The organism is Microbacterium esteraromaticum (genome assembly GCF_900163815.1).
GTDB classification, from domain to species: Bacteria; Actinomycetota; Actinomycetes; order Actinomycetales; family Microbacteriaceae; genus Microbacterium; species Microbacterium esteraromaticum_B.
The window spans coordinates 336,028-357,307 of sequence record NZ_FUKO01000019.1 but is presented as its reverse complement, the minus strand read 5'-3'; the positions used below and the strand labels follow the sequence as shown (position 1 = coordinate 357,307).

The following is a 21,280-nucleotide window of genomic DNA, read 5'->3' as shown; positions in this document are numbered from 1 at the left end:
ATTCCCTCCGCCACCCCCGCCGACGACGAGGCGCTGCGTCAGGCGATGCACCGCGTCAGAAGCGAGGTCGACAAAGCTGTAATCGGCCAGGCCGGCACCGTCACCGGTCTCCTCGTTGCGCTGCTCGCCCGTGGCCACGTGCTGTTGGAGGGGGTGCCAGGCGTTGCCAAGACCCTTCTCGTGCGCAGTTTCGCGCGGGCGATCGGGCTCGACACGAAACGCGTGCAGTTCACTCCCGACCTGATGCCAGGCGACGTCACCGGCTCGCTGGTGTACGACGCACGCACCGGCGAGTTCGAGTTCCGCGCCGGACCGGTATTCACGAATATCCTCCTCGCCGATGAGATCAACCGCACTCCGCCGAAGACGCAGGCGGCGCTCCTGGAGGCCATGGAGGAGCGACAGGTCTCCGCCGATGGCCTGAGCCGTCCGCTGCCGGACCCGTTCCTCGTCGCCGCGACGCAGAACCCGGTCGAGCACGAGGGCACCTACACGCTTCCCGAAGCGCAACTCGACCGCTTCATGATGAAACTCGTCGTCGGCATGCCAGAGCGCGATGCCGAGGTAGAGGTGCTGCGGCTGCACGCCGGAGGCTTCTCGCCCCGGCTGCTGACCGGCATCGAGGCCGTCGTCAGCGGCGATGAGATCCGCGCCGCGCAGGATGCGGCGGCACGGGTGCGCGTCACCGACGATGTGCTCGGCTACGTCGTCGACCTCGCGCGCGCCACGCGGCTGTCGCCCTCGGTCGAGCTCGGCGCCAGCCCGCGCGCGTCCACGGCACTCCTCGCCGCCGCGAAGGCGTGGGCATGGCTGAACGCCTCGTCCGCGGTTACCCCCGACCACGTCCAGACAATGCTGATGCCCACCTGGCGGCACCGTCTGCAGCTGCGGCCCGATGCGCAGATGGAAGGCGTGTCAGCGGATGCGGTGCTGCAGTCGGTCGTGCAGCAGACGCGGGTGCCGATCTGAGATGTACGTCACTGCCTTGCTGGCGCCGCTGATCGCGCTGGGGATCGTTCCGACCGTGCTGCTGAGCGCGGCCGGCGTGCCGGCGTGGGCGGTGTTCGGTCTCTGGATGCTGCTGTGCGCGGTGCTGGTCACACTGGATGTCGTCCTCGCTGCCAGTCCGCGCACCGTCGTGATCACCCGGCGGGTTCCCACGCGTGCACGGCTGGGAGAGCCGGTGATGACCAGCGTCGCCGTGCAAAACATCGGCAGCCGCACCATCCGCGGGCAGCTGCGGGATGCATGGCAGCCCACCGCCGGCGCCCCGCAGCGTCGAGAGCAGATCACTGTTCCCGTCGGTGAGCGCACTCGCGTGCAGGTGCCGCTGCTCCCCCGGCGTCGCGGTGAACTGACGAGCGACTTCGTCGTTCTGCGCGCACGCGGGCCGCTCGGCATCGCCGGCCGTCAGGCGCGGCATGATGTGCGGGGTCCGCTGCGGGTGCTGCCCGCGTTCACCTCGCGCAAGCATCTGCCTTCGAGGCTCGCCCGGCTGCGCGAGCTGGATGGGAACACGTCGATCCAGGTGCGCGGCCAGGGCACCGAGTTCGATTCGCTGCGCGAGTACGTGCGCGGTGATGACATCCGATCGATCGATTGGCGGGCGACCGCGCGCGCAGGCACGACGATGCTGCGCACCTGGCGACCGGAGCGCGACCGGCACGTGGTCATCCTCATCGACACCGGGCGCACGGCCGCTGCCCGCGTCGGCGACGGCACGCGCCTGGACGCCTCGCTCGAGGCCGCACTGCTGCTTGCTGCACTCGCCTCACGCGCGGGTGATCATGTGCACCTGCTGATGTATGACCGCGTACCGCGCGCCCGTGTCACGGGTGTGGACGGCGTCGCGCTGCTGCCGGCGCTCACCGATGCGATGTCGCCTGTGCATGCGCGCCTGGTCGACACGGATTGGTCGGGGGCGTTCGCCGCGATCCGCACTCTGACGACCCGGCCGTCGCTGATCGTGGTGCTGACCGCGCAGGATGCAGCGGAATCAGCGCGCGGATTCCTCGGTGCTTTTCCCGATGCCTCTCGTGCCACGACCGTGCTGGTCGGCTCCGTCACTGACGATTCGATCGGGGACCTGGCGCGCCAACGCGACTCTCGGATCGACGTCTATCTCGCTGCGGCCGCCGAGCAGACCATGCGTGACGCGCAGAACGTCGCGGATGCGATCCGCCGCGCGGGCGGCGAGGCCATCGCTTCTGATCCCGACCAGCTGCCGCCGAAGATCGCCGATCGCTACCTCGAGCTGAAGGCAGCCGGGCGGCTCTGATCGGAATCGTTCCTTTTTACGAATTAGTCAGAATAAGCTAAGGTGGAGGCATGCCCGCCGACACCGTCATCGACTTTCCCACGCAGCTGCGCGGGGCAGGACTGCGCGTGACAAATCAGCGGGTGCATGTGCTCAGTGCGCTGCATCAGCAGCCGCATGCCTCCGCAGAAGCCGTCTTCTCCGGCATCCGCCATTCCCTGCCCGGGATCGCGCAGGCCACTGTGCACGGCATCCTCAACGACCTCACTAGCGCTGGCATCGTGCGCCGAGTGAGCCTTCCCGACGTCGGCAGCGCGCTCTACGAGCTGCAGCACGACGACAATCACCACCATGTGCAGTGCGTCAGCTGCGGCCGCGTCGAAGACGTGGCCTGCGCGGTGGGCGCGGCCCCCTGCCTGCACCCCTCTCACGACCACGGCATGCGAATCCTCGAAGCCGCGGTGACCTACCGAGCTCTCTGTCCCGAATGCGAAAGGAACGGCAATGGCTGACAAGCCCGCAACCACCACACAGACAGGCACTCCCGTCGCGAGCGATGCTCATTCGCTCACCGTCGGCGCCGACGGCGTCACGGCGCTGCACGACCGGTACCTGGTCGAAAAGCTCGCCTCGTTCAACCGCGAGCGCGTGCCCGAGCGCAACCCGCACGCCAAGGGCGGCGGCGCATTCGGCGAGTTCGAGGTGACCGAAGACGTCTCGCAGTACACCCGTGCGGCCGTGTTCCAGCCGGGCGCCAAGGCAGAGACGCTGCTGCGCTTCTCCTCCGTCGCCGGCGAGCAGGGCTCTCCGGACACGTGGCGCGACGTGCGCGGCTTCTCGCTGCGCTTCTACACGAGCGAGGGCAACCTCGACATCGTCGGCAACAACACCCCGACGTTCTTCCTCCGCGACGCGATCAAGTTCCCGGACTTCATCCACTCGCAGAAGCGACTGGGCGACTCTGGGCTGCGCAACGCCGACATGCAGTGGGACTTCTGGACCCTCTCCCCCGAATCCGCACACCAGGTGACGTACGTCATGGGCGACCGCGGCCTCTCGCAGAGCTGGCGTCACCTGAACGGCTACGGCTCGCACACCTACCAGTGGGTCAACGCCGAAGGCGAGCGCTTCTGGGTCAAGTACCACTTCCTCTCCCAGCAGGGCGTCGAGCGGATGTCGGCCGGCGAAGCCGAGCGCATCGCCGGTGAGGACTCCGACTACTACCGTCGTGACCTCTTCGATGCGATCGACCGCGGCGACTTCCCGAAGTGGGACGTCTACGTGCAGGTCATGCCCTATGAAGAGGCGAAGACCTACCGCTTCAACCCGTTCGACCTGACCAAGACCTGGTCGAAGAAGGACTACCCGCGCATCAAGGTGGGCACGTTCACTCTGAACCGCAACCCGGAGAACTTCTTCGCCCAGATCGAGCAGGCGGCATTCTCCCCCGGCAACCAGGTGCCCGGCACCGGCATCTCTCCCGACAAGATGCTGATGGCTCGTGTGTTCTCCTACGCTGACGCGCAGCGCTACCGCATCGGTGCGAACTTCAACCAGCTGCCGGTGAACCAGCCGCACGCGGCTGAGGTCAGCAACTACATGCACGAGGGCCAGATGCAGTACCACTTCAATGGGCCTGCGCACCGCGTGTACACGCCGAACTCCTACGGCGCCGCTGGCGGCCCCGAGGCCGATCCGGCCCGCGGGGTGGAGGCCAGCTGGGAGAGCGACGGCGACCTCGTCCGCTCTGCTGCCACGCTGCGTCCCGAAGACGATGACTTCGGCCAGCCCGGCACGCTGTACCGCGAGGTCTTCGACGATGAGCAGCGTGAGCGCTTCGTCCAAACCCTGGTCGGCCAGTACAACGCCCTGACCGTCCCCGCCATCCAGGAGCGCTTCTTCTGGTACTGGGGCCAGGTCGACGAGCAGCTCGGCCAGCAGCTGCGTGCTCTCGCGGGCGCACCGGTCGGCGAGCCCGAGCCGGTCGGTGTCGGCGACTGAGTCACCCAAACGATCCGAAGCGCCCTTCTCCCGCACCGCGCGGCGGAGGGCGCTTCGGCGTGTCCGCGGCGGAGGCCGATGACGATGGGCCACGATGTGATGGTGCTCGACACCCGCCGAGTGCGCATGAGAGGAACACGAAGAGATGTCTGTGTCATCCACCGCCGCGGCTGTCCCCTCGCTCGGCGCGAAGCTCGCCGCTGAGGGGTTCGGCACATTTCTGCTCGTCTTCGGCGGCGTCGGCACAGCTCTGTTCGCCTCGAAGCACTTCACCGATCCCGGTGCGAACTCTGCGGTCTACGTTGCGATCGCACTGGCCTTCGGTCTCGCGCTCCTCGTCGCCTTCTACGCGTTCGCACCGCTCTCGGGCGGTCATTTCAACCCTGCAGTCACCCTGGGGGCGGCAGCCTCCGGGCGGATTCCGTGGCGCGACGCCGCACCCTACATCGTGTCGCAGGTCGTCGGCGGAGTGATCGCCTCGACGGCGTTGAACCTGATCGGCATGTTCGGTCCCGACGCGTGGCTGACCACCGCGCAGGATGCCGGATTCGCCAGCAACGGCTGGGGCCCGCTCTCGCCGGGCGGGTTCGGGATGCTGGCGGCGATCATCATCGAAGTCATCCTCACCGGCTTCTTCCTGCTGGTTTTTCTTGGCGTGACGCATCCGGAGCGCGGCACGCCGTTCGCCGGCATCGCCATCGGTCTGACGCTGACGCTGATCCACCTGGTCTCTCTGCCGGTGGATTTCAGCTCGGTGAACCCTGCTCGCTCGATCGCCACCGCCATCTACGGCGGAGTGGAGCCGCTGTCGCAGCTGTGGGTGTTCCTGGTGTTCCCCGTCGTCGGTGCGATGCTCGCCGGCTTCGCCTACAAGGCGCTGTTCGACAGCAAGCCGATCGACTGATCTCGCGGGCTCGGGCGTCGACCTCAGCCGGCCGTGAGGGTCGGTGTGCCCGCCTCGTATTCGATCAGGTCTCCACTCTCGCCGCCGCGGACAGCACGCCGCCCGATGATGAGCATGTAGCCGAGGAACACCGCGAGTGCGGCCGCGCCGATGCCGATCTTCACGGGCCACGGCAGCGCAGAACCGGTCACGAATCCTTCGACGAGACCGGAGAGCAGCAAGACGAAGACCAGTCCGATCGCGACGGTCGCGAGTGCCCGCCCCTCGGCGGCCAGGGCCTCACCCCGAGTGCGCCGTCCAGGCACGGCCCATGCCCAGAAGACATGCAGACCGGCTGCCGCCGCGACGAAGATCGCCGTGAGCTCCAGCATCCCGTGCGGCAGGATGTGCAGGATCATCGTGTCGAGCTGTCCATACGCGGACATCACCGCGGTGGAGACGCCGAGACCGACGGCGTTCTGCATCAGCATCCACAGCGGCCACAGCCCCGTGACCCCGAAGAGCACGCACTGCATGGCGATCCAGGCGTTGTTGAACCACACCACTCCCGCGAACGAGGCCATCGGCTCGTAATAGTTCACGAAGTCCTCTTCGGCGTATTTCTTCAGCACCTCCGGTTCGCCGAGCGCCGCGATCCGCGACGGATCCGAGGCGATCCACGCGGCCGTCAGCACGATCGTCAGCACGAAGGCCACGGCGATCACCGCTGTCGTCCAGCGGATGCGGTACAGCGCCGCCGGCAGCTGCAGGGTGAAGAAGCGCGCGGCTTGCGCGAGGAAGTTGTCGGACGCACCGGTGAAGCGCAGACGCGCCGCTGCCAGAATGGTCGAGAGATAGGCGCCCTGCGGTGAATCGCCGACCGAGGTCTTCAGCTCGGCCAGATCCGCGGATGCTGCGCGATACCGCATGATCAGCTCGTCCACCTCCGCCCCGCTGAGATCGCGCTTTCGGCTGAGCGCATCCAGCCGTTCCCACTCGGGTCGGCGCGCATCGGTCAAGGCATCGGCATCCACCTGATTTACTGTACTCATGTCCACAGCGATTGCCGATGAACAGGAGATCCTCTCCGGAGAAGCCGTCGCGATCGACGTGCAGCCAGTGGGGTTCATCCTTCGCGCGGGCGGCGCGCTGATCGACATGCTGATCAGCTTCGCGGTCTTCCTCGCGTTCATCTTCCTGCAGATCTGGCTGATGGCGCAGCGTCTGATGGACGAAGACCTGTTCGCCATGTTCTCGATCTGGGCGGTCGTGGTGAGCTTCCTGGTGCTGCCGATCACCGTCGAGATGGCGATGCGCGGCCGCAGCGTGGGCAAGCTCGCGGTCGGCGGTCGCATCGTGCGCATCGACGGCGGCGCCATCACCTTCCGGCACACGTTCATCCGCGCGCTGATCGGCGTGCTCGAGATCTATTTCACGTTCGGCGGCGCCGCGGTGATCACCGGAGCGCTCACGTCGCGGTCACAGCGCCTCGGCGATCTCGTCGCCGGCACCTATTCGCAGCGCGTGCGCACGCCGGCTCTCCCCGATCATCAGCCCTACCTGCCCGCATCGCTGTCGGAGTGGGCCCCCATCGCCGATGTGGCGCGTCTGCCTGATCGGCTGGCGCGACGCATCTCGCAGTTCCTCGCCAGTGCACCTCGGCTCTCGCCCTCAGCACGGGTGCGCGTCGCTCAGAGCCTCGCCACCGAGGTGAGCGCGTTCGTGTCGCCCATCCCTGCGGTCTCTCCCGAAGAGCTTCTGCTGGGTGTGACCGTGCTGCGCCGTCAGCGCGAGCAGCGCGCCTTGACCATCGCCGATGACCGGGCTGAGCGTCTGACCGGCCGCCGCATCCGGATCTGATTTCAGCTGCGCAGCGCCTCGTGGCGCACGACGAGCCAGCCTGCCGGGACCGAGAGACGATCGGCGTGCTGGGCGCACAGATCATGCGCGTGCGGATCACCGCCGGGGCCGAGCGGGCCGAGAGCGGCCATCTGGTCACCGTAGTCGAACGTCAGCGTCGCCACGGCCTCGCGGGCACAGGCCACCTTTGAGCACAGTCTCTCGTCCATCTCTCTCAGCGTAGGCGGCGAGCCGTCAGATGCCCTGCTGCCGCGCGGCAGCGCCTAGACTTTCGGACATGTCCCCTCGTCGCCCGCTGCACGCCGATCGGCCCCGCGCAGCACGCCACGGCCGACATGGCCGCTTGGGGCGCAGCGAAGTCGTGCGCCCGCCTCTCGCGCCGTTGGATGGGCGGCTGGATCGCTTCGAGATCACCGTCGGCAGCGCGGTCGAGTTCCTGCGCAGCGCATGGGAAGAGCTCCGTGAGGTGACCTTCGACATCACGGCGATGCCGACGCATGATCGCGACGACGGCATCCCGCGCTGGCGGGTCGACCATGCTGCACGCCGGGTTTCGCTGTATCGGGTTCCCATCGAGCGGATGCTGCCGAAGGGGCACGACGACGCACTGCACCGCCGAATCGCCATCGAGAGCGCCGTCTTCCATGCCGCCGCTGAGTACGTCGGCCGTGAACCCTGGGAATTGGGCCCGGAAATCCGCGACTACTGAGCCCTGTGCAGTCGCGCATCAGTGCGTGGCTGCGCGGCTGACGGCGCGAGCGCTAAGTCCCTGTCAGGGCCGCACGACGATCGGATGCTGGGTCGCAGCCCCCGCCCACAGCGGCCAACCGGCAATCGACGCCGACCCCTGACCGCCCTGCATGCTGATCGCGGCATGCAGATGCCCGGTCGACTGAAGCGTGTGACCACCGGTCTTCAGCGGCACTGCGGTCGAAGCCGATGCGGCCAGCTCCACCGTCCGGCCGTCGGGACCGTCGATGGTGACCGTGATCGGCTCGTCGGCGGTGTTCCGCAGATAGAGCGTCGCCTGCGGACCGTTGGGGACCGAGAACATCATCGGGGCATCGGCGGCGAGTTCCGGCGCCGGCAGCATCCACGCGAAGTCTTCCTTCGAGCCGGATCGCGCGGTCTGCCGAGCGCCGGCGACGATCGGCTCGGAGGCCGCGATCTCGATGTCGTACGCGCTGCTCGCGCTGCCGGCGAGAGCGATCTCCATCGGCTTCGCGCCTTCCAGCTCGACCTCGTACTCGTCGACGAGTGCACCCGACACGGCGTTGCGCACGGTCACGACGGCCTGAGCATCCGCATCTGGTGCCAGCATCCGCACGACGATGCCGGTCGAATCGTCGCCGTCGGCTGCCTGCGATGAGCGCACCCCGAGCAGCAGCACGTCCCGCTGGGCTCCGCTGACGCCATCCTGCAGGTCCGCGCCGACAGCATCCAGGGTGCGCACGAGCGTCGACTGCAGGGTCGCGCGCACCGGCGCACCGGTGCTGACGACATCGATGACGGGGCGCCGCTCGCCGGCCGCGACGGATGCCAAAGGCACGCCGATCTGGGTCATCGGCGGCACGACCACGGTCGACGCGGCACGCTTCTCGCCGTAGATACTGAGGTCAACGGTCGCGGGCACGCTGCCGGGGTTCGAAAGCAGAATGATGTCTGACGCACCGGTGGTCACGTCTCCCCCGACGAGCCAGCTCCGCATAGAGGCTTCGCGGCAAGGAGCCGCAGCGAATCCGCGGGCGTCTTCATCGGACAGCTGCATCGATTCGGATGCTGCGATCAGCGGCGCCTCGCGATCCTTCACCTTGGCGATGATCGCCTGTGCTCCCGCGCCGCCAGTGATGTCGGGCATGTTCAGGTCCGTCGCATCCGCATCGTCGGCAGCGCCGTCGACTCGCAGTCTTGGGGCGCCCGCGGAGTACATCGAGCCTGCCTTGCTGGAATCACGCCCGAGGATGCGAAAAGAGCCGTTGCACACCACCAGTGCGTCACCGGGCACGGGAGTCACCGTCGTATGCGCCGATGTGCTCTGCACCTCGGGCCAGGGAGCGGCCACCGCCGCGACGACGCCAAGGACGCACGCGGCTGCCACCACCGCCCCCGTGGCGACGCGAGCACCGGTGGCGGCCAGATGAATCGTCCGCTGCTTCATCGTGCCCCCTCCGTGCCGCTCGACGACGGTTCCGTGTCGGCCGGCTCGGTGTCGGCCTGTCCTGTGTCACGCTCTAGTGCTGTGCCACGCTCCGGTGCTGATTCCTGCGGCTCTGCGGTCGCGGGTGGAGAGTCGGCATCGGCATTCTGCTCGGTCTCGGCACGCGGCTCGCTGACTGCCGCTGGGGGTTCCGCCAACTCGTCGTCATCGTTTCGAGCTCGCAGGCTGCGTGAGGCAAGCGATTCTTCGGGAGTTCTGCCGACCACCCGCGACTTCGCGCGTGCGGCGCGGCGCGACGCACGAGTGGGAATGGCCAGCAACAGGGCGGCGAGCAGAATGATGGCCTGCGCGAGCGCGACTGTCCGCGAAATCGCCTGCTGTCCGTCGCTCGGCTGCGCGCGCTCGGCGATGGTGATCTCCGCAAGAGCGTCGTCGACGCGCCACAGCGTCCCGCGAGCGGTGTCACCGGCCTTGACGAAGCCCGAGCGCTGATCGATCGCGGTGGTGGCCTGCTCACGCATCATCCGCGCGCGATCCTTCTCATCTGCCGTCTGCGCGAGCAGAACGAAGCTGATGCTGTGGTCAGCGAGCGCCTGTGCGGCGTCGAAGCTGCGCGCCGAGAGCAGATCGACGGCGGTGACGGAGATATCTGTGCCTGCGGGTCGCGTCGCGGTGCTGTGCAGAGTGGACTGCGCGCCCAACGTGGCGCTGCTGCCCCAGACCAGATCGATCGACAGCGAGCCGTCGTTCAGCGCGGTCATGACGAGCGTGGCCTGGTCGGAATCGGAGCCTGCTTGCGCCGCGACGAGAGCGGGCAACGTGCTCTTCGGCCCGTTCTGCAACTCCGTGTTGCCGTCGTTCACCGCCAGCAGTGCCGGCAGTGCGCAGACGCCGACTGCGACACCGGCGACGAAGGCGGCGGTGATCCGCAGCGGCGCCGCGGCGACAACAGTGTCGAGTGTGACCAGCGCCGCCCCCGCCACGCCGAGCCAGGCCAGGCTGAGGCCGGTTCCCGGCCAGATGGCAACACCGATGCCGTCCGCGAAAGAGACGACCACGCGCGCAGCGGCCAGCGCCGTCGCGAGACCTGCCAGTCCGGTGGCCAGCATTGCGAAGCCAGCACGCCAGCGCGGCGACAGCGCGGACATCAGCGCCAGCAGGGCGACCGGTGCGAGCAGCAGGGAGACCCAGGCCGAGAACCCGGTGCCGGCGAACCACTCCCAGCCAGCCCGGTCGGGTGAGGGGAAACCGGATGCGATGACAGCGCGACCGGCAGCATCCGCCCCGGCCTGGTCGAGGATGCTGACCGCACCCGGATCGGCGAGCAGGGCCCAGGGATTGCCATGTCGGAGCTGCCAGATGACCAGCGGTGCGAACATCACCGCACTGGGAATGAGCACCCAGAACAGCCGGGCAGCGCCCCGCAGACGACCGGTGGTCAGCATGATGATCAGCGAGAGCGCCCAAAGCAGAACGAAAGCCGGTGCAAGCGATGGAGCGCACGCCAGGGCCGCGGCAGTGAGCAGCGACGCGGCTCCGGCTGCCCCCCACGAGCGGTGTGCCACCACTGCGGAGTGGAAGACCCACGGCAGCAGGAGGTGCAGCAGAACTGCGGCGGGGCGGCCTTGCACGAGGGCGGTGAGGAACGTCGGCGCGAGAGCCCAGAGCACGCCACCGAGGATGCGCAGACCCGCCCGGTCGGTGATGCGGGTCGCGGCGAACCAGCCGCCCAGAACACCCAACGGCAGTGCCGCAAGCCACAGCAGCACGAGAGAGAAGGAGGGCGCAGCCGGCCAGAGCGTGCCGAGTACGGCGATCACCGCGGCGAAGGGATCAGCCGGACCGATGATGCCCAGGCCGACGTCACGCAGCCCCCAGGTCGTGTCGCTCCAGAGTGCTGCAACGGTCTGCTGCAGCGGAAGGAGCTCTCCGCCACCGAGCGCCGGCCAGGCCAGCATCGACACGAATGCGGCAACACTCACGACCAGCGCCGCGAGCACCGCCCAGGCGCCGCCGCCGCTGAAGAAGTTCAGTTCGCTGACCACACCGCGTTCGCTGCCGTGGCCGTCGTCGAGTCGCTGCTTGAGCTGTTCTCGCGTCACCCGCAGCGCGGCGATGCTCGCCCAGGAAGCAGAGCGGAATGAGCGGATCGCAGACCGCGAGCGGGCAAGAGCACCCAGGCGCAGCATCGTTGCGAGAGCCGCCCCCCACTCAGGTGCGACCTCGGCTGGGCGCTTGGCGATGAGATGCGTGATGGAGCGCCACAGCGCCAGGGGAAGCAGGCTCAGCCAGTGCAGCGGCACGGCCAGAGCGGGCGCATACGCAAGCCGACGGTGCAGCTGCGCGCGACGGGTCGCCCATGCACGCGCAACCGGGCTCAGCGGCACGGCTGCCGGGCCGTTGGGGCGCACTCCGATGCGCGCCTTCGGGACGAGCACGAGGCGAGCGCCACCGAGGCGCGCCCGCACACCGAGATCGAGGCCCTCATCGGCTCCGGCCAGTGCGGTGTCAGGGCGCAGCACCCGTGGGGCCTCCCCGCGGATGAGCAGGCCGCGCACGTCTGCGCCGAGTGCGTCTTCGGTGGAGTCGTGCTGACCCTGATCGAGTTCCTCGGCGGCCAACTCGACCGTCCGCCCGAAGCGGGTCATGCTGACGCCCATAGAGACGATCTCGCGATCGTCGTCGGCGCGAACGAGTTTGGGTGCGGCGATCGCGGCGGAAGGCGAGCGCTCCAGTGCGCCGGTGAGCTGTCGCAGCGTATTGCGCTCGGGAACCGTGTCGTGAGCGAGCAGCCAGACAGAGCGGCCCTCCGCAACGCGAGGCGCGGCGAGCGCCACCGACTCTGAGTAGCTGGTGCTGGGACGCGCTTCGATGATCGCCTCGACCGCGTGCCCGATGCCGGGAAGGCTGCGGATGCGAGAGGCATCGCCCTGCACGACCACGGTCATCGCCGCAGGAGGGATGCTCTGCGCGCGCAGAGCCTCAAGGGTTCGGGCGAGCTGTGCGCTGGCTGATTCACCGGAACGCGCGACGATGATGGCATGGACTCGGGCTGGCATGGCAACAGCCAGCCTAAGCCGCTGATGCGCGCTGTCCGTCAGTGGGCTCGGCGCGCCCACCAAGAATCAGCCACCGCGTCGAGCCGCTGCCGCGAAGCGTTCGGCCGGTCGGAGAAACTCGACCGGCCGAAAACCGCGGTCAACTCGCGCGGCGCTTGAGCTTGCGGCGCTCGCGTTCGCTGAGTCCGCCCCAGATCCCGAAACGCTCGTCGTTGTTCAGCGCGTACTCGAGGCATTCGCCGCGCACATCGCACGTCGTGCAGATGCGCTTCGCGTCGCGGGTGGAGCCGCCCTTCTCGGGGAAGAACGCCTCTGGATCCGTCTGTGCGCACAGTGCATCGGCCTGCCAGGCCAGTGCACCGCCGTCTTCTGCCTCGACTCGACGAACGCCTGGTACGCCGAGATTAACTGGATCGACGAACCAATTTTCGGGAACGTCTGAACGATAACCCGTCATCTTGATCTCCCAACCCCTGACTTTGCCCCCCACGGGCCGTGCTTTCACCTAATTACACCCGTGTCATTCGCTGTGGTCAAGTCGCAGATGGTAAACCCTCAATGGCAGATTTAAGGTTCATTGGCGCGTTACCGGCGTGTCGCGCAGTGGACTCCGCCGACAGAGCTCAAGAACGACCGGGCTCGGCGATGAAGATCTCGCCCTGTCCGCGCACGACCAGTTCGCGCTCATCGGCGGTGGCGAAGACGGCGGTTCCGATCTTCACCGGCAGCGCGTGTCCCCCCGCGGTCGACACAGCCACCACTCCCGAGGTGGCCAGCACCATGGCCGGGCCCGCGACCGACAGTCGCTGCTCTCCGTCCACCTGCACGCGACGCAGCGCGAAGTCCGCCACCGGCACGTCATACGTCGTGATCGCGCCGGAAGACCTCTGCACCGGGACCGCGCCAGGCTCGGTGTCGACGATCGCGAGCAGTTCGGTGACGTCGATGTGCTTCGGGGTGAGCCCGCCGCGCAGCACATTGTCGCTCGCGGCCATGATCTCGACGCCGAGTCCTGACACGTAGGCGTGCAGAAGGCCTGCGCGCAAGAAGATCGCTTCGCCGGGTCGCAGCACGATGAAATTCATCAGCAGTGCGACGACCACGCCAGGATCGCCGGGGTTGTGCTCGGCAATCTGACGAATGGCCGAGAGGGCCTCCCCGAACTCGGTAGATTGCGCCTCGCCGAGGGCTGCAATGATGTCGTCGACCTCGGCCTGGGCAGAACCGGACAACAGCCATGCCAGTGTTTCGCGCAGTGCATCAGCATCCGATCCGACATCGAGGCGCGCGCGCAGCGCGATCACACCATTCGTGTCGGGGAAGGACGCCAGCAGCCGCTTGGTGTCGACCAGCGGGCGCAACCCGCTGAGCGCTTCGAAGCGATCGCTGAGCGCGACCATGAGCTCGGGCTTGTGATTAGCGTCCCGATAATTGCGCGTGGGGTCGGCAGCATCCATCCCTCTCTCGCGGGCGAACCCCTCCTGGGCCTGCGGGCGAGTGGGGTGCACCTGGATGGACAGCGGTGCGGCCGCGGCCAGCAGCTTCAAGAGATAGGGCAGCTTGCCGCCGGTATGCGCGTCGAGCGTTCCGCCGCCGGCGACATCCGCCGGGTCGGAGGGGTGGTCCCCGAACCATACTTCGGCTTCGGGCGCGGCAGACGGCGCGCGTCCTTCGAGACCGGCTATCAGCGTTGTAGACCCCCAGGCGTAATCGCGGGGCTCATTCGTGATCGAGAGCAGCATGCCCCCAGCGTAGGTCGTGCGGTGTCTCTCAGCGGCGAGGGGCACGCGGCGCGGTAGCCTGAAGCCGATGGCCGTGTACTCCAGACATCCGGTGGCAGCGCCACCCGCCGCCCCCGCGCGCGAGACGACGGGTCACCTCTTGGTGCGCGGTTACAGCGTGCTCACTCTGTTCGCGATCTTCGCGCACACCGCCGTGTACAACCTCGTGGGCCCGGTCGGCTCCGTAATCGTCATCGTCGTGCTGACTCTCGGCGCACTCGGGATCTGGATTCCGGTGATCGTGCGCGATCCGATTCGATTCCGCTGGCGCCGCCTGCCCTGGGTGGCTCTGGGGTACGCCGCACTGGCGGGGGTATCGACGCTGTGGTCGCGCTGGCCGGCTGCGACCCTCTTGACCTGGATGCTGCTGCTGGCCGTGACCGTGACGGCCATGCTCGTGGCGACGGTGCTCACCTGGGACGAGATCGTTCGTGCGCTGTCCACAGCGATGAAGCTGATCCTGGGCTTGTCGCTGGCGATCGAGCTGTGGGTCGTGCTGATTCTCCGGCATCCGCTGCTGCCGAACTTCGTCGACGCGCCTGAGGGAAAGATCGACCCGCACCTGTACTGGGTGCGGGGCAACCTCTTCAACGAGGGCCGCATTCAAGGCGTCGTCGGCAATGCGCATCAGATGGCGATGATGTGCCTGTTCGCGCTGATCATCTTCGCCGTGCTGTACGCGGCTCGCGCACGTCGCCGCGGGTTGCTCATCGGCTGGGCCGTGCTGGCCGTCGTGCTGATGGTCGAGGCCGCGTCTGCGACCGTTTACCTGAGCGTGGCCGTCGTGCTCGCAGTTCTCGCCGCTGCTCTGATCGCTCGCGCTGCGCAGAAACCCGACCAGCGCCGCCTCGTCTACACGGTCTTCGCCGCCATCGGAGTGCTCGGCGTCATCGCCGGAGTGGTTCTGCGTGATCGCCTGCTCGGGCTGTTCGGAAAAGACTCCGACCTCACCGGTCGCATCGAGATCTGGCAGGCGGTCTGGGAGAGGGCGATCTCGCGTCCGGTCTTCGGCAACGGCTTCTCCTCGCCATGGGTGCCATGGGATCCGGCGTTCCAGGGGTGGATCCTCAATCATGGGCTGACGGTGTTCCATGCCCACAACATGTGGCTCGACGTGTTCCTGCAGCTGGGCATCGTCGGCGTGGCCCTGATTGCCATCGCCTGGCTCGCGGTCACGTGGCGTGCGTGGTTCTTCGCTGTGGATCGTCCACGGTGGGATCTGGATGCCAGCCGCACGTATTCGCCGGTATCGCTGCTGCCGATTCTTCTGGTGGCGGTGCTGCTGGTCGAAGGGCTGGCCGAGTCCGCACCGATCATGCTGTGGGGCTGGCTGCTGTTGATCCTGCTGTCTTTCAAAATGAAGTCGGTTCCGCTGGTGGGTGTCGGCGTCAGTGAGCGCACGCCGGTGATCTCCCACGGACCGAGGGCGCGGCAGGTGCCATGACGCCCCGGCGCTACGTCGTCTCGCTGATCGGTTCGGCGGAGTTCGCCCGCGCCTATGCGCTCACGGGCCTGACTGCGGCGTTCGCCTCGTTCGCGATCGAGCGGCTGACGTCGACCACGACGTTAACGACGATCATCATCCTGCTCGCACTCATCGGTGCTGCGATGCTGATCGCACGTCGCGCCGAATTGTCGCTGCTGCGCTTCGCACCGACCTCGCTGCTCGGTTTTCTGGCGCTTGCGCTGATCAGCGTCATGTGGAGCTCTGATCGCTCGCAATCGCTGGCGGGTTGGGCGACTCTGCTCGGATACGCTGTCATCGCGATCACGATCGGCCATGTGCGCGACACGCTGCAGACTGTGCGCGCCATCGGCGATACGCTGCGCTGGCTGCTCGGCCTCTCGCTGGCACTGGAGATCCTCTCCGGCATCCTGCTCGATACGCCGCTTTCCGTGCTGGATATCGCGGGAGATCTCGCGAACGGCGGGCCGGTGCAGGGAATCTTCGGCACCCGCAACATGCTCGGCTTCATCGCGGTGATCGCGCTGATCACGTTCGTGATCGAATGGCGGACTCAGTCGATCAACCGTGTCGTCGGAGTGCTCTCGATCGCACTGGGTGGCTTCCTGGCGCTGCTGTCCGCTTCACCGACCGTGGTCGTGCTCGCCGCCGCTGTCGGAATCGCCACGGTCGCGCTCACGATCGTGCGACATGCGAAGCCGACCAACCGACTCACGGTGCAGTGGGTGCTCGGCGGACTCGTGACGGCGGGGTTGGTCATCGCGTTCGTGCTGCGGCATCAGATCATCCGCATTCTGGATGCCGGCTCTGACTTCTCGACCCGCGCCGATCTGTGGAACGCCCTGCTCGACTTCATCGCGCAACAGCCGGTCACCGGGTACGGCTGGTTCGGGCCCTGGGTGGGCAGTGACTACCCGTTCATCTACATCAACTTCCTGCTCGACGATCACCACCAGTCGGCACTGAACGCGTATTTCGACACTCTGCTGCAACTGGGGTGGATCGGTCTTGCGCTGTTCGCCGCCCTCGGCGGGGTCGCACTCGTGCGGTCGTGGCTGGTCGCCAGTGTGCGACGCTCGGTCGTCTATGCGTGGACGCCGCTGGTGCTGGTGACGCTCGCGGTGGAGTCGATGTTCGAGAGCTTCACTCTCACCGGCATCGGCTGGGTGCTGCTGGTGCTGTGCGCGCTGCGGGCCGGGCAGAGCCGATCTTGGCGCGAGAGCATGGACGCGGCGCACACGGGTGCGATCCCGACGCTCGGACACGAACGGTTTGAGACGTAACTCAGGATCGGTTCAGCGTTTTCAGTTTCTCGGCCCACGCAAGTGCGTCACGCACGCCGTCCTCCACCGAGCGGTCTGCCTTCCAGCCGAGTCCGGCTTCGGCACGACCTACGAGCGCAAAAGCTCCCGCCTGGTCGCCTGGGCGGCGACCACTTTCAATGACCTCGAGCGGCTCGCCGGTCACCGCCTCGAACGCTGATACGAGTTCACGCACAGTGACACCGTGGCCAGTCCCGATATTCATCGCCGAATAAGGGTCATCAGCATTCACAATCCCATCAAAACGCTGCACGGCCGCGACGTGTGCGCGCGCTAAATCCCATACATGGATATAGTCCCGCAGACCTGATCCGTCGCGAGTGTTCCAATCGGTCCCTGTGAGTGTGAATGGTGTGGCGGTGGCTCGGGCCGTCATGATCTTCCCGAGAGCATGCGACGGCGCCAGGCTCTGCAACCCCGTGCGCAACCGCGGGTCCGCACCGATCGGGTTGAAGTAGCGCAACGCGACGGCACGAATTTTACCTGCTTGCGCCGAATCCCGCAGGATCTGCTCGACCATCCATTTGGTGCTCGCGTAGGGGCTGCCGGGGGCGATCTCTGCGTCCTCGTCGACGCCTCCCCCCGAATCCCCGCTATAAATGGCCGCTGACGAACTGAACAGCACTCGAGAGACTCCGAGAGCGGCGAGTAGGCGAACCATCGTCAGTGTGCGTCCGACGTTGACGTCGTAGTAGTCGAGTGGCTCAGCCACGGAATCAGGAACGACAATTCGTGCAGCGCAGTGAATCACCAGATTGATATCAGGATGCTCCTTGACGATGCGCTCCAGGAGTGTTGCATCGGCAATATCGCCTCGATACAGATTGCGCTCGGCACCGAACTCTGCTCGTCCCGTGGATAAATCATCGAGGACGACCACCCGAATCCCGGCGTCGAGGCACGCGCTCGCCACAGTGGATCCGATATAGCGGGCGCCGCCGGTGATCATTACCTTCATCCGTCCCATGCTCACGCCCGACCCTGCAAACGGATATGCGGCACCACGCACTCGCTTTGCGACGTTCCCAAGGTAGTCACCGGTATGCTGTCACCTCGTGACCCACGTGCTGCAGAACGTCGTCTTTCCGCTCGATCGAGACCCCGATCTGCTCCCGCTGTATGCCGCCCCGGAGACCTGGTCGGTAATCGATGAGGAGCCGGTGCGGGTTTCCAATCGTGCCCACCTGGGCAATATACTCGGCCGCAATCGCGCGCGCGTCGTGTCGGGACGACGCGTGTCACTGGGGACATATTTCAATGCCTTCCCCGCCTCGTACTGGCAACACTGGACGAGCGTCCGCCAGATCACCCTGACGGTGCACACCAGCGGCCCGGCTACCGTCTTGATCTACCGTTCAAATGGCGCCGGCGTGCGCCAGCGGATCGACACCCGTGAGGTGAGCGGCGACACCAGCACCTCATTCAACCTCTCGCTGACCGAGTACAGCGACGGAGGATGGATCTGGTTCGACGTTGTCGCCGATGAGAAGCACGTCATCCTGGAAGGCGCGGAGTGGACGACCGAGCAGGAGCCCGCGCGCGACGGCAAAGCCTCTCTGGGCATCACGACCTACAACAAGCCCGACTACTGCATCGACACGCTGCGCGCCTTGGCGAACTCGCCGGACGCTCTGGAGTTCGTGGACCGCATCTTCCTTGTCGATCAGGGAACGCAGCTCGTCGCGGACCAGGACGGGTACGACCTGGTTGCGGCGGAACTCGGAGACACGCTACAGGTGATCCGTCAGCCGAATCTCGGCGGTTCCGGTGGCTTTGCCCGTTCGATGCACGAAGCGCTCCAGCGCTCGGAGAGCGACTTCGTGCAACTGCTCGACGATGATGTGCGCCTCGAGCCGGAGTCGTTGCGCCGCTCGATCGTCTTCGCGCGGTACGCGACGACTCCGGTGCTCGTCGGCGGCCACATGTTCGATCTGCTCGATCGCCCCAAGCTGCACGGCTGGGCCGAGGTCGTGGACGAGGTTCCGTTCATGTGGCGCAACCTGTACCAGGAGAAAATGCCGCACGATTTCGGCGTTGCGAATCTGCGCCAGTCCCCCCTGCTGCACATGCGCATGGACGCCGACTACAACGGCTGGTGGATGTGTCTGATTCCTCTCGACGCCATCCGGAAAGTGGGCCTGTCCCTTCCCGCGTTCATCAAGTGGGATGATGCGGAGTTCTGTCTGCGCGCCGGCGAAGCGGGGTTCTCGACCGTGTCGCTGCCCGGAGTCGCCCTCTGGCACGTCTCCTGGGTGAACAAGGACGACACCATCGACTGGCAGGCGTACTTCCACGCCCGCAACCGCATCGTGGCGGCACTGCTGCATTCGAACGCACCGCAGGGCGGACGGTTGCTCAAGCACAGCCTGCGCGTGGATCTCAAGCATCTGATGATGATGCAGTACTACCCCGTCGCCCTGCGCGCGAAAGCCCTGCGGGATGTCCTCTCGGGGCCCGAGCACATGCGCAGGAACCTCGCCACGGCGATGCCGGAAGCTCGCACACTCGCAGCAGCATTCGCCGAGACCGTGGTGCACCGCGACCCGAGCACAGTGCTGCACTCACGGCGCGGACGACAGGTCTTTCCGCCACTGAAATCGCACCAGCTCGACAGCCCGACCGGACTGCGCCTGCGCCTCTTCACTGTTCGCACACTGCTGTTGCATTGGCTGCACTCCCCCGCCCCTGAGAACGTCGAGCGTCCGGAGGTCGAGTTCGGCAAGAGCGACGCGCAGTGGTGGCGCATCCCCTCTTTCGACAGCGCACTGGTCAGCGCGGCTGACGGGTCCGGCAAGAACGTCTACACTCGGGACCGCGCACAATACCGCCGGATGCTGCGCGACTCGTTCCTGCTGCATCGGCGCCTGCGGCGCAACTGGCCCACGCTACGGAGTCAGTACCGCGCGGCGCTTCCGGACCTCGTCTCGGACGCCTCCTGGCAGAAGACCTTCGAGGAGCAGGCATGACCCCCGCTGAGTTCGATCCCGCGTCCGCGACGATCGTCATCGTCACTTTCAACCGCTCGCACCTGCTGAGCGGGCTGCTCACCAGTATCCGCTCAATGGACCCGAAGCCCGGACGGGTCGTGATCATCGACAACGCCTCTGCCGACGACACCACAGAGGTCGTCGAGTCATTCCGAGCGGACATCGGCACCGAGATCGTGTATCGGCGTCTCGCGACCAACACCGGCGGATCGGGGGGATTCAGCGAGGGGATGCGCACGGCATACGATCTGGGTGCCGAGTGGATTTGGATGATGGATGACGACGTCGAAGTGCTCCCGGACGGACTCGCCCGGATGGGCCACTGGTCGCGCCGCTTCAAGAGCATCCAGGGACGCCGCTACGACTACGACGGCAGTGAATTCTATTGGCAGTACCGCATTGCCGATCGGATGGCCATCCCGATCCCGTTCGCGCCGTCGAAGTTCGATGCTTCCGGTTACCGGGAGATGAACAGCGGATGCTTCGAGGGCATGTTCATCCACCGTTCGATCGTGCAGCAGATCGGGCTGCCAGACCCGCGGTTCTTCATCTACTGGGATGACCAGATGTACGGCTGGCTGGCCTCGCGATTGACCACAGCGGTGATCGTCGATGAGTTCGTGCTGCGCCGCACCCGCGAAATCAGACAGTGGGACATGGGGATCCGGCACATGAACGCCTCCAGCAATGCGTACCGGTACTACATCATGCGCAATCGCGCGTTCATCAAGCACTACTATCGCGTGCACGACACATACAATCCGGTGCTGTTCGGACTCGGGACCACAGCCACCTTCTTCAAGGAACTCATCCGGCTGGTCTTCGTCGAGCGCACCCTACGCGGCACCAGTAACCTGATCCGAGGCCTCCGCGACGGTGGAAGGATCGGGCGCGACAACAGCTGGCGGCCGATGCCGGCATTGGAGGCAAAATGACCGATCCACAGCCCGAGTACGTCTGGGCGTACTCGGATGAGAAGCCCAGGCGCGGCCGCGTTTGGCTGATCGTCGGACTTGCCGTCGTGGCCGTCCTGATCGCAACTGTCGCATTTTGGCTGTTCCTGCGTCCAGGCGCGCCGAGCGCGGACCCCACTACGACAACCAGCGCGACGCCTACCGCGATCCCATCGGCATCGTCGACGCCACCGATGACACCGGAGCCTGCTCCTGTCGAGACACCACCCACTCCCCCGGAGCCCGATCTGTCGGGATTCCGCGAGCAGGTGCGACCTTGGCTCGACGATGCCCTGACTGGACTCAGTTTTCTCACCGATTCGGGCCCCGAGGAGGCTGCCTCGATCGTCGATTCACTGCGCGGTGACGCACAAAGGTTGGCGGACGCCCAAGTTCCCGCGTCGATCGGCACGGACTGGCAAGATCACCTGACCGCTTACTCGCAGCACCTGGAAGTTCTGCGAACCGCTGTATCGAGCGGCGCCGATTCAGCGGACGCCATGGTTTCCGCTCGCGCCAGCGTCGAAGCGCTCCGAGCCGTCGCCGGACTCTGA

At 66.7% G+C, this 21,280-nt stretch carries 19 protein-coding genes; 12 read left to right on the top strand and 7 right to left on the bottom strand.

Annotated elements, in window-relative coordinates; all coding sequences use genetic code 11:
• Positions 1 to 45 precede the first annotated feature (45 nt).
• From FM104_RS07135 to FM104_RS07115, 5 genes are all read left to right on the top strand, one after another.
• The gene (locus FM104_RS07135; RefSeq protein WP_087131180.1) at positions 46 to 969 is read left to right on the top strand and encodes an AAA family ATPase; all 924 of its coding nucleotides are present in this window, start codon (positions 46 to 48) and stop codon (positions 967 to 969) included.
• 1 nt (position 970) lies between these two features.
• Complete coding sequence (locus tag FM104_RS07130; protein ID WP_087130744.1) at positions 971 to 2,278, top strand: DUF58 domain-containing protein; 1,308 nt, start codon at positions 971 to 973, stop codon at positions 2,276 to 2,278.
• A 50-nt stretch (positions 2,279 to 2,328) separates the two neighbouring features.
• Complete coding sequence (locus tag FM104_RS07125; RefSeq protein ID WP_087130743.1) at positions 2,329 to 2,769, top strand: Fur family transcriptional regulator; 441 nt, start codon at positions 2,329 to 2,331, stop codon at positions 2,767 to 2,769.
• Positions 2,762 to 4,258: a catalase gene (locus tag FM104_RS07120; protein ID WP_087130742.1), complete on the top strand. Its 1,497-nt coding sequence runs from the start codon at positions 2,762 to 2,764 to the stop codon at positions 4,256 to 4,258. Before FM104_RS07125 ends, FM104_RS07120 begins: the two co-directional genes overlap by 8 nt.
• A 145-nt stretch (positions 4,259 to 4,403) precedes the next feature.
• The gene (locus FM104_RS07115; RefSeq protein WP_087130741.1) at positions 4,404 to 5,162 is read left to right on the top strand and encodes an aquaporin; all 759 of its coding nucleotides are present in this window, start codon (positions 4,404 to 4,406) and stop codon (positions 5,160 to 5,162) included.
• Positions 5,163 to 5,185: 23 nt separating this feature from the next.
• Here FM104_RS07115 and FM104_RS07110 read toward each other — a convergent pair whose 3' ends face one another.
• Positions 5,186 to 6,175 carry a stage II sporulation protein M gene (locus FM104_RS07110; RefSeq protein WP_087130740.1) on the bottom strand — a complete coding sequence of 330 codons (990 nt, stop codon included), beginning with the start codon at positions 6,173 to 6,175 and terminating at the stop codon, positions 5,186 to 5,188.
• A gap of 16 nt (positions 6,176 to 6,191) precedes the next feature.
• Here FM104_RS07110 and FM104_RS07105 point away from each other — a divergent pair, with 16 nt between their 5' ends.
• Positions 6,192 to 7,001 carry an RDD family protein gene (locus FM104_RS07105; RefSeq protein WP_087130739.1) on the top strand — a complete coding sequence of 270 codons (810 nt, stop codon included), beginning with the start codon at positions 6,192 to 6,194 and terminating at the stop codon, positions 6,999 to 7,001.
• A gap of 2 nt (positions 7,002 to 7,003) precedes the next feature.
• Here FM104_RS07105 and FM104_RS07100 read toward each other — a convergent pair whose 3' ends face one another.
• Positions 7,004 to 7,210, bottom strand: a complete 207-nt coding sequence (locus FM104_RS07100) for a DUF3499 family protein (protein ID WP_087130738.1) — start codon at positions 7,208 to 7,210, stop codon at positions 7,004 to 7,006.
• A gap of 68 nt (positions 7,211 to 7,278) precedes the next feature.
• On the opposite strand from FM104_RS07100, the gene FM104_RS07095 reads away from it, so the two are divergent.
• Positions 7,279 to 7,710: a hypothetical protein gene (locus FM104_RS07095; RefSeq protein ID WP_256971553.1), complete on the top strand. Its 432-nt coding sequence runs from the start codon at positions 7,279 to 7,281 to the stop codon at positions 7,708 to 7,710.
• A gap of 63 nt (positions 7,711 to 7,773) precedes the next feature.
• Here the strand turns inward: FM104_RS07095 and FM104_RS07090 are convergent, their stop codons facing one another.
• The 4 genes from FM104_RS07090 to manA form a co-directional block, all read right to left on the bottom strand.
• Entirely contained in the window at positions 7,774 to 9,159 is a 1,386-nt protein-coding gene (locus tag FM104_RS07090; protein ID WP_087130736.1) for a DUF5719 family protein, read from the bottom strand.
• Entirely contained in the window at positions 9,156 to 12,218 is a 3,063-nt protein-coding gene (locus tag FM104_RS07085; RefSeq protein WP_087130735.1) for a glycosyltransferase family 2 protein, read from the bottom strand. The genes FM104_RS07090 and FM104_RS07085 overlap by 4 nt, the downstream gene beginning before the upstream one ends.
• Positions 12,219 to 12,357: 139 nt before the next feature.
• On the bottom strand, positions 12,358 to 12,675 hold the full coding sequence (locus FM104_RS07080; RefSeq protein ID WP_087130734.1) for a WhiB family transcriptional regulator: 318 nt from the start codon (positions 12,673 to 12,675) through the stop codon (positions 12,358 to 12,360).
• A 166-nt stretch (positions 12,676 to 12,841) separates the two neighbouring features.
• The gene (gene manA / locus FM104_RS07075; protein ID WP_087130733.1) at positions 12,842 to 13,960 is read right to left on the bottom strand and encodes a mannose-6-phosphate isomerase, class I; all 1,119 of its coding nucleotides are present in this window, start codon (positions 13,958 to 13,960) and stop codon (positions 12,842 to 12,844) included.
• A gap of 67 nt (positions 13,961 to 14,027) precedes the next feature.
• Here manA and FM104_RS07070 point away from each other — a divergent pair, with 67 nt between their 5' ends.
• Entirely contained in the window at positions 14,028 to 15,443 is a 1,416-nt protein-coding gene (locus FM104_RS07070) for an O-antigen ligase family protein (protein WP_087130732.1), read from the top strand.
• A complete protein-coding gene (locus FM104_RS07065; protein ID WP_087130731.1) occupies positions 15,440 to 16,747 on the top strand; it encodes an O-antigen ligase family protein in 1,308 nt (435 codons plus the stop codon). Before FM104_RS07070 ends, FM104_RS07065 begins: the two co-directional genes overlap by 4 nt.
• A gap of 1 nt (position 16,748) precedes the next feature.
• On the opposite strand, the gene galE is transcribed toward FM104_RS07065, so the two are convergent.
• Positions 16,749 to 17,744, bottom strand: a complete 996-nt coding sequence (galE, locus tag FM104_RS07060) for a UDP-glucose 4-epimerase GalE (protein WP_087130730.1) — start codon at positions 17,742 to 17,744, stop codon at positions 16,749 to 16,751.
• A gap of 97 nt (positions 17,745 to 17,841) precedes the next feature.
• Between galE and FM104_RS07055 the strand changes: the two genes are divergently transcribed.
• Genes FM104_RS07055 through FM104_RS07045 form a run of 3 tightly spaced genes read left to right on the top strand, consistent with a single transcriptional unit; the run spans position 17,842 to position 21,280 of the window.
• On the top strand, positions 17,842 to 19,752 hold the full coding sequence (locus tag FM104_RS07055; protein ID WP_087130729.1) for a glycosyltransferase: 1,911 nt from the start codon (positions 17,842 to 17,844) through the stop codon (positions 19,750 to 19,752).
• Positions 19,749 to 20,708: a glycosyltransferase gene (locus tag FM104_RS07050; RefSeq protein ID WP_087130728.1), complete on the top strand. Its 960-nt coding sequence runs from the start codon at positions 19,749 to 19,751 to the stop codon at positions 20,706 to 20,708. Before FM104_RS07055 ends, FM104_RS07050 begins: the two co-directional genes overlap by 4 nt.
• Positions 20,705 to 21,280, top strand: a complete 576-nt coding sequence (locus tag FM104_RS07045; protein WP_087130727.1) for a hypothetical protein — start codon at positions 20,705 to 20,707, stop codon at positions 21,278 to 21,280. The genes FM104_RS07050 and FM104_RS07045 overlap by 4 nt, the downstream gene beginning before the upstream one ends.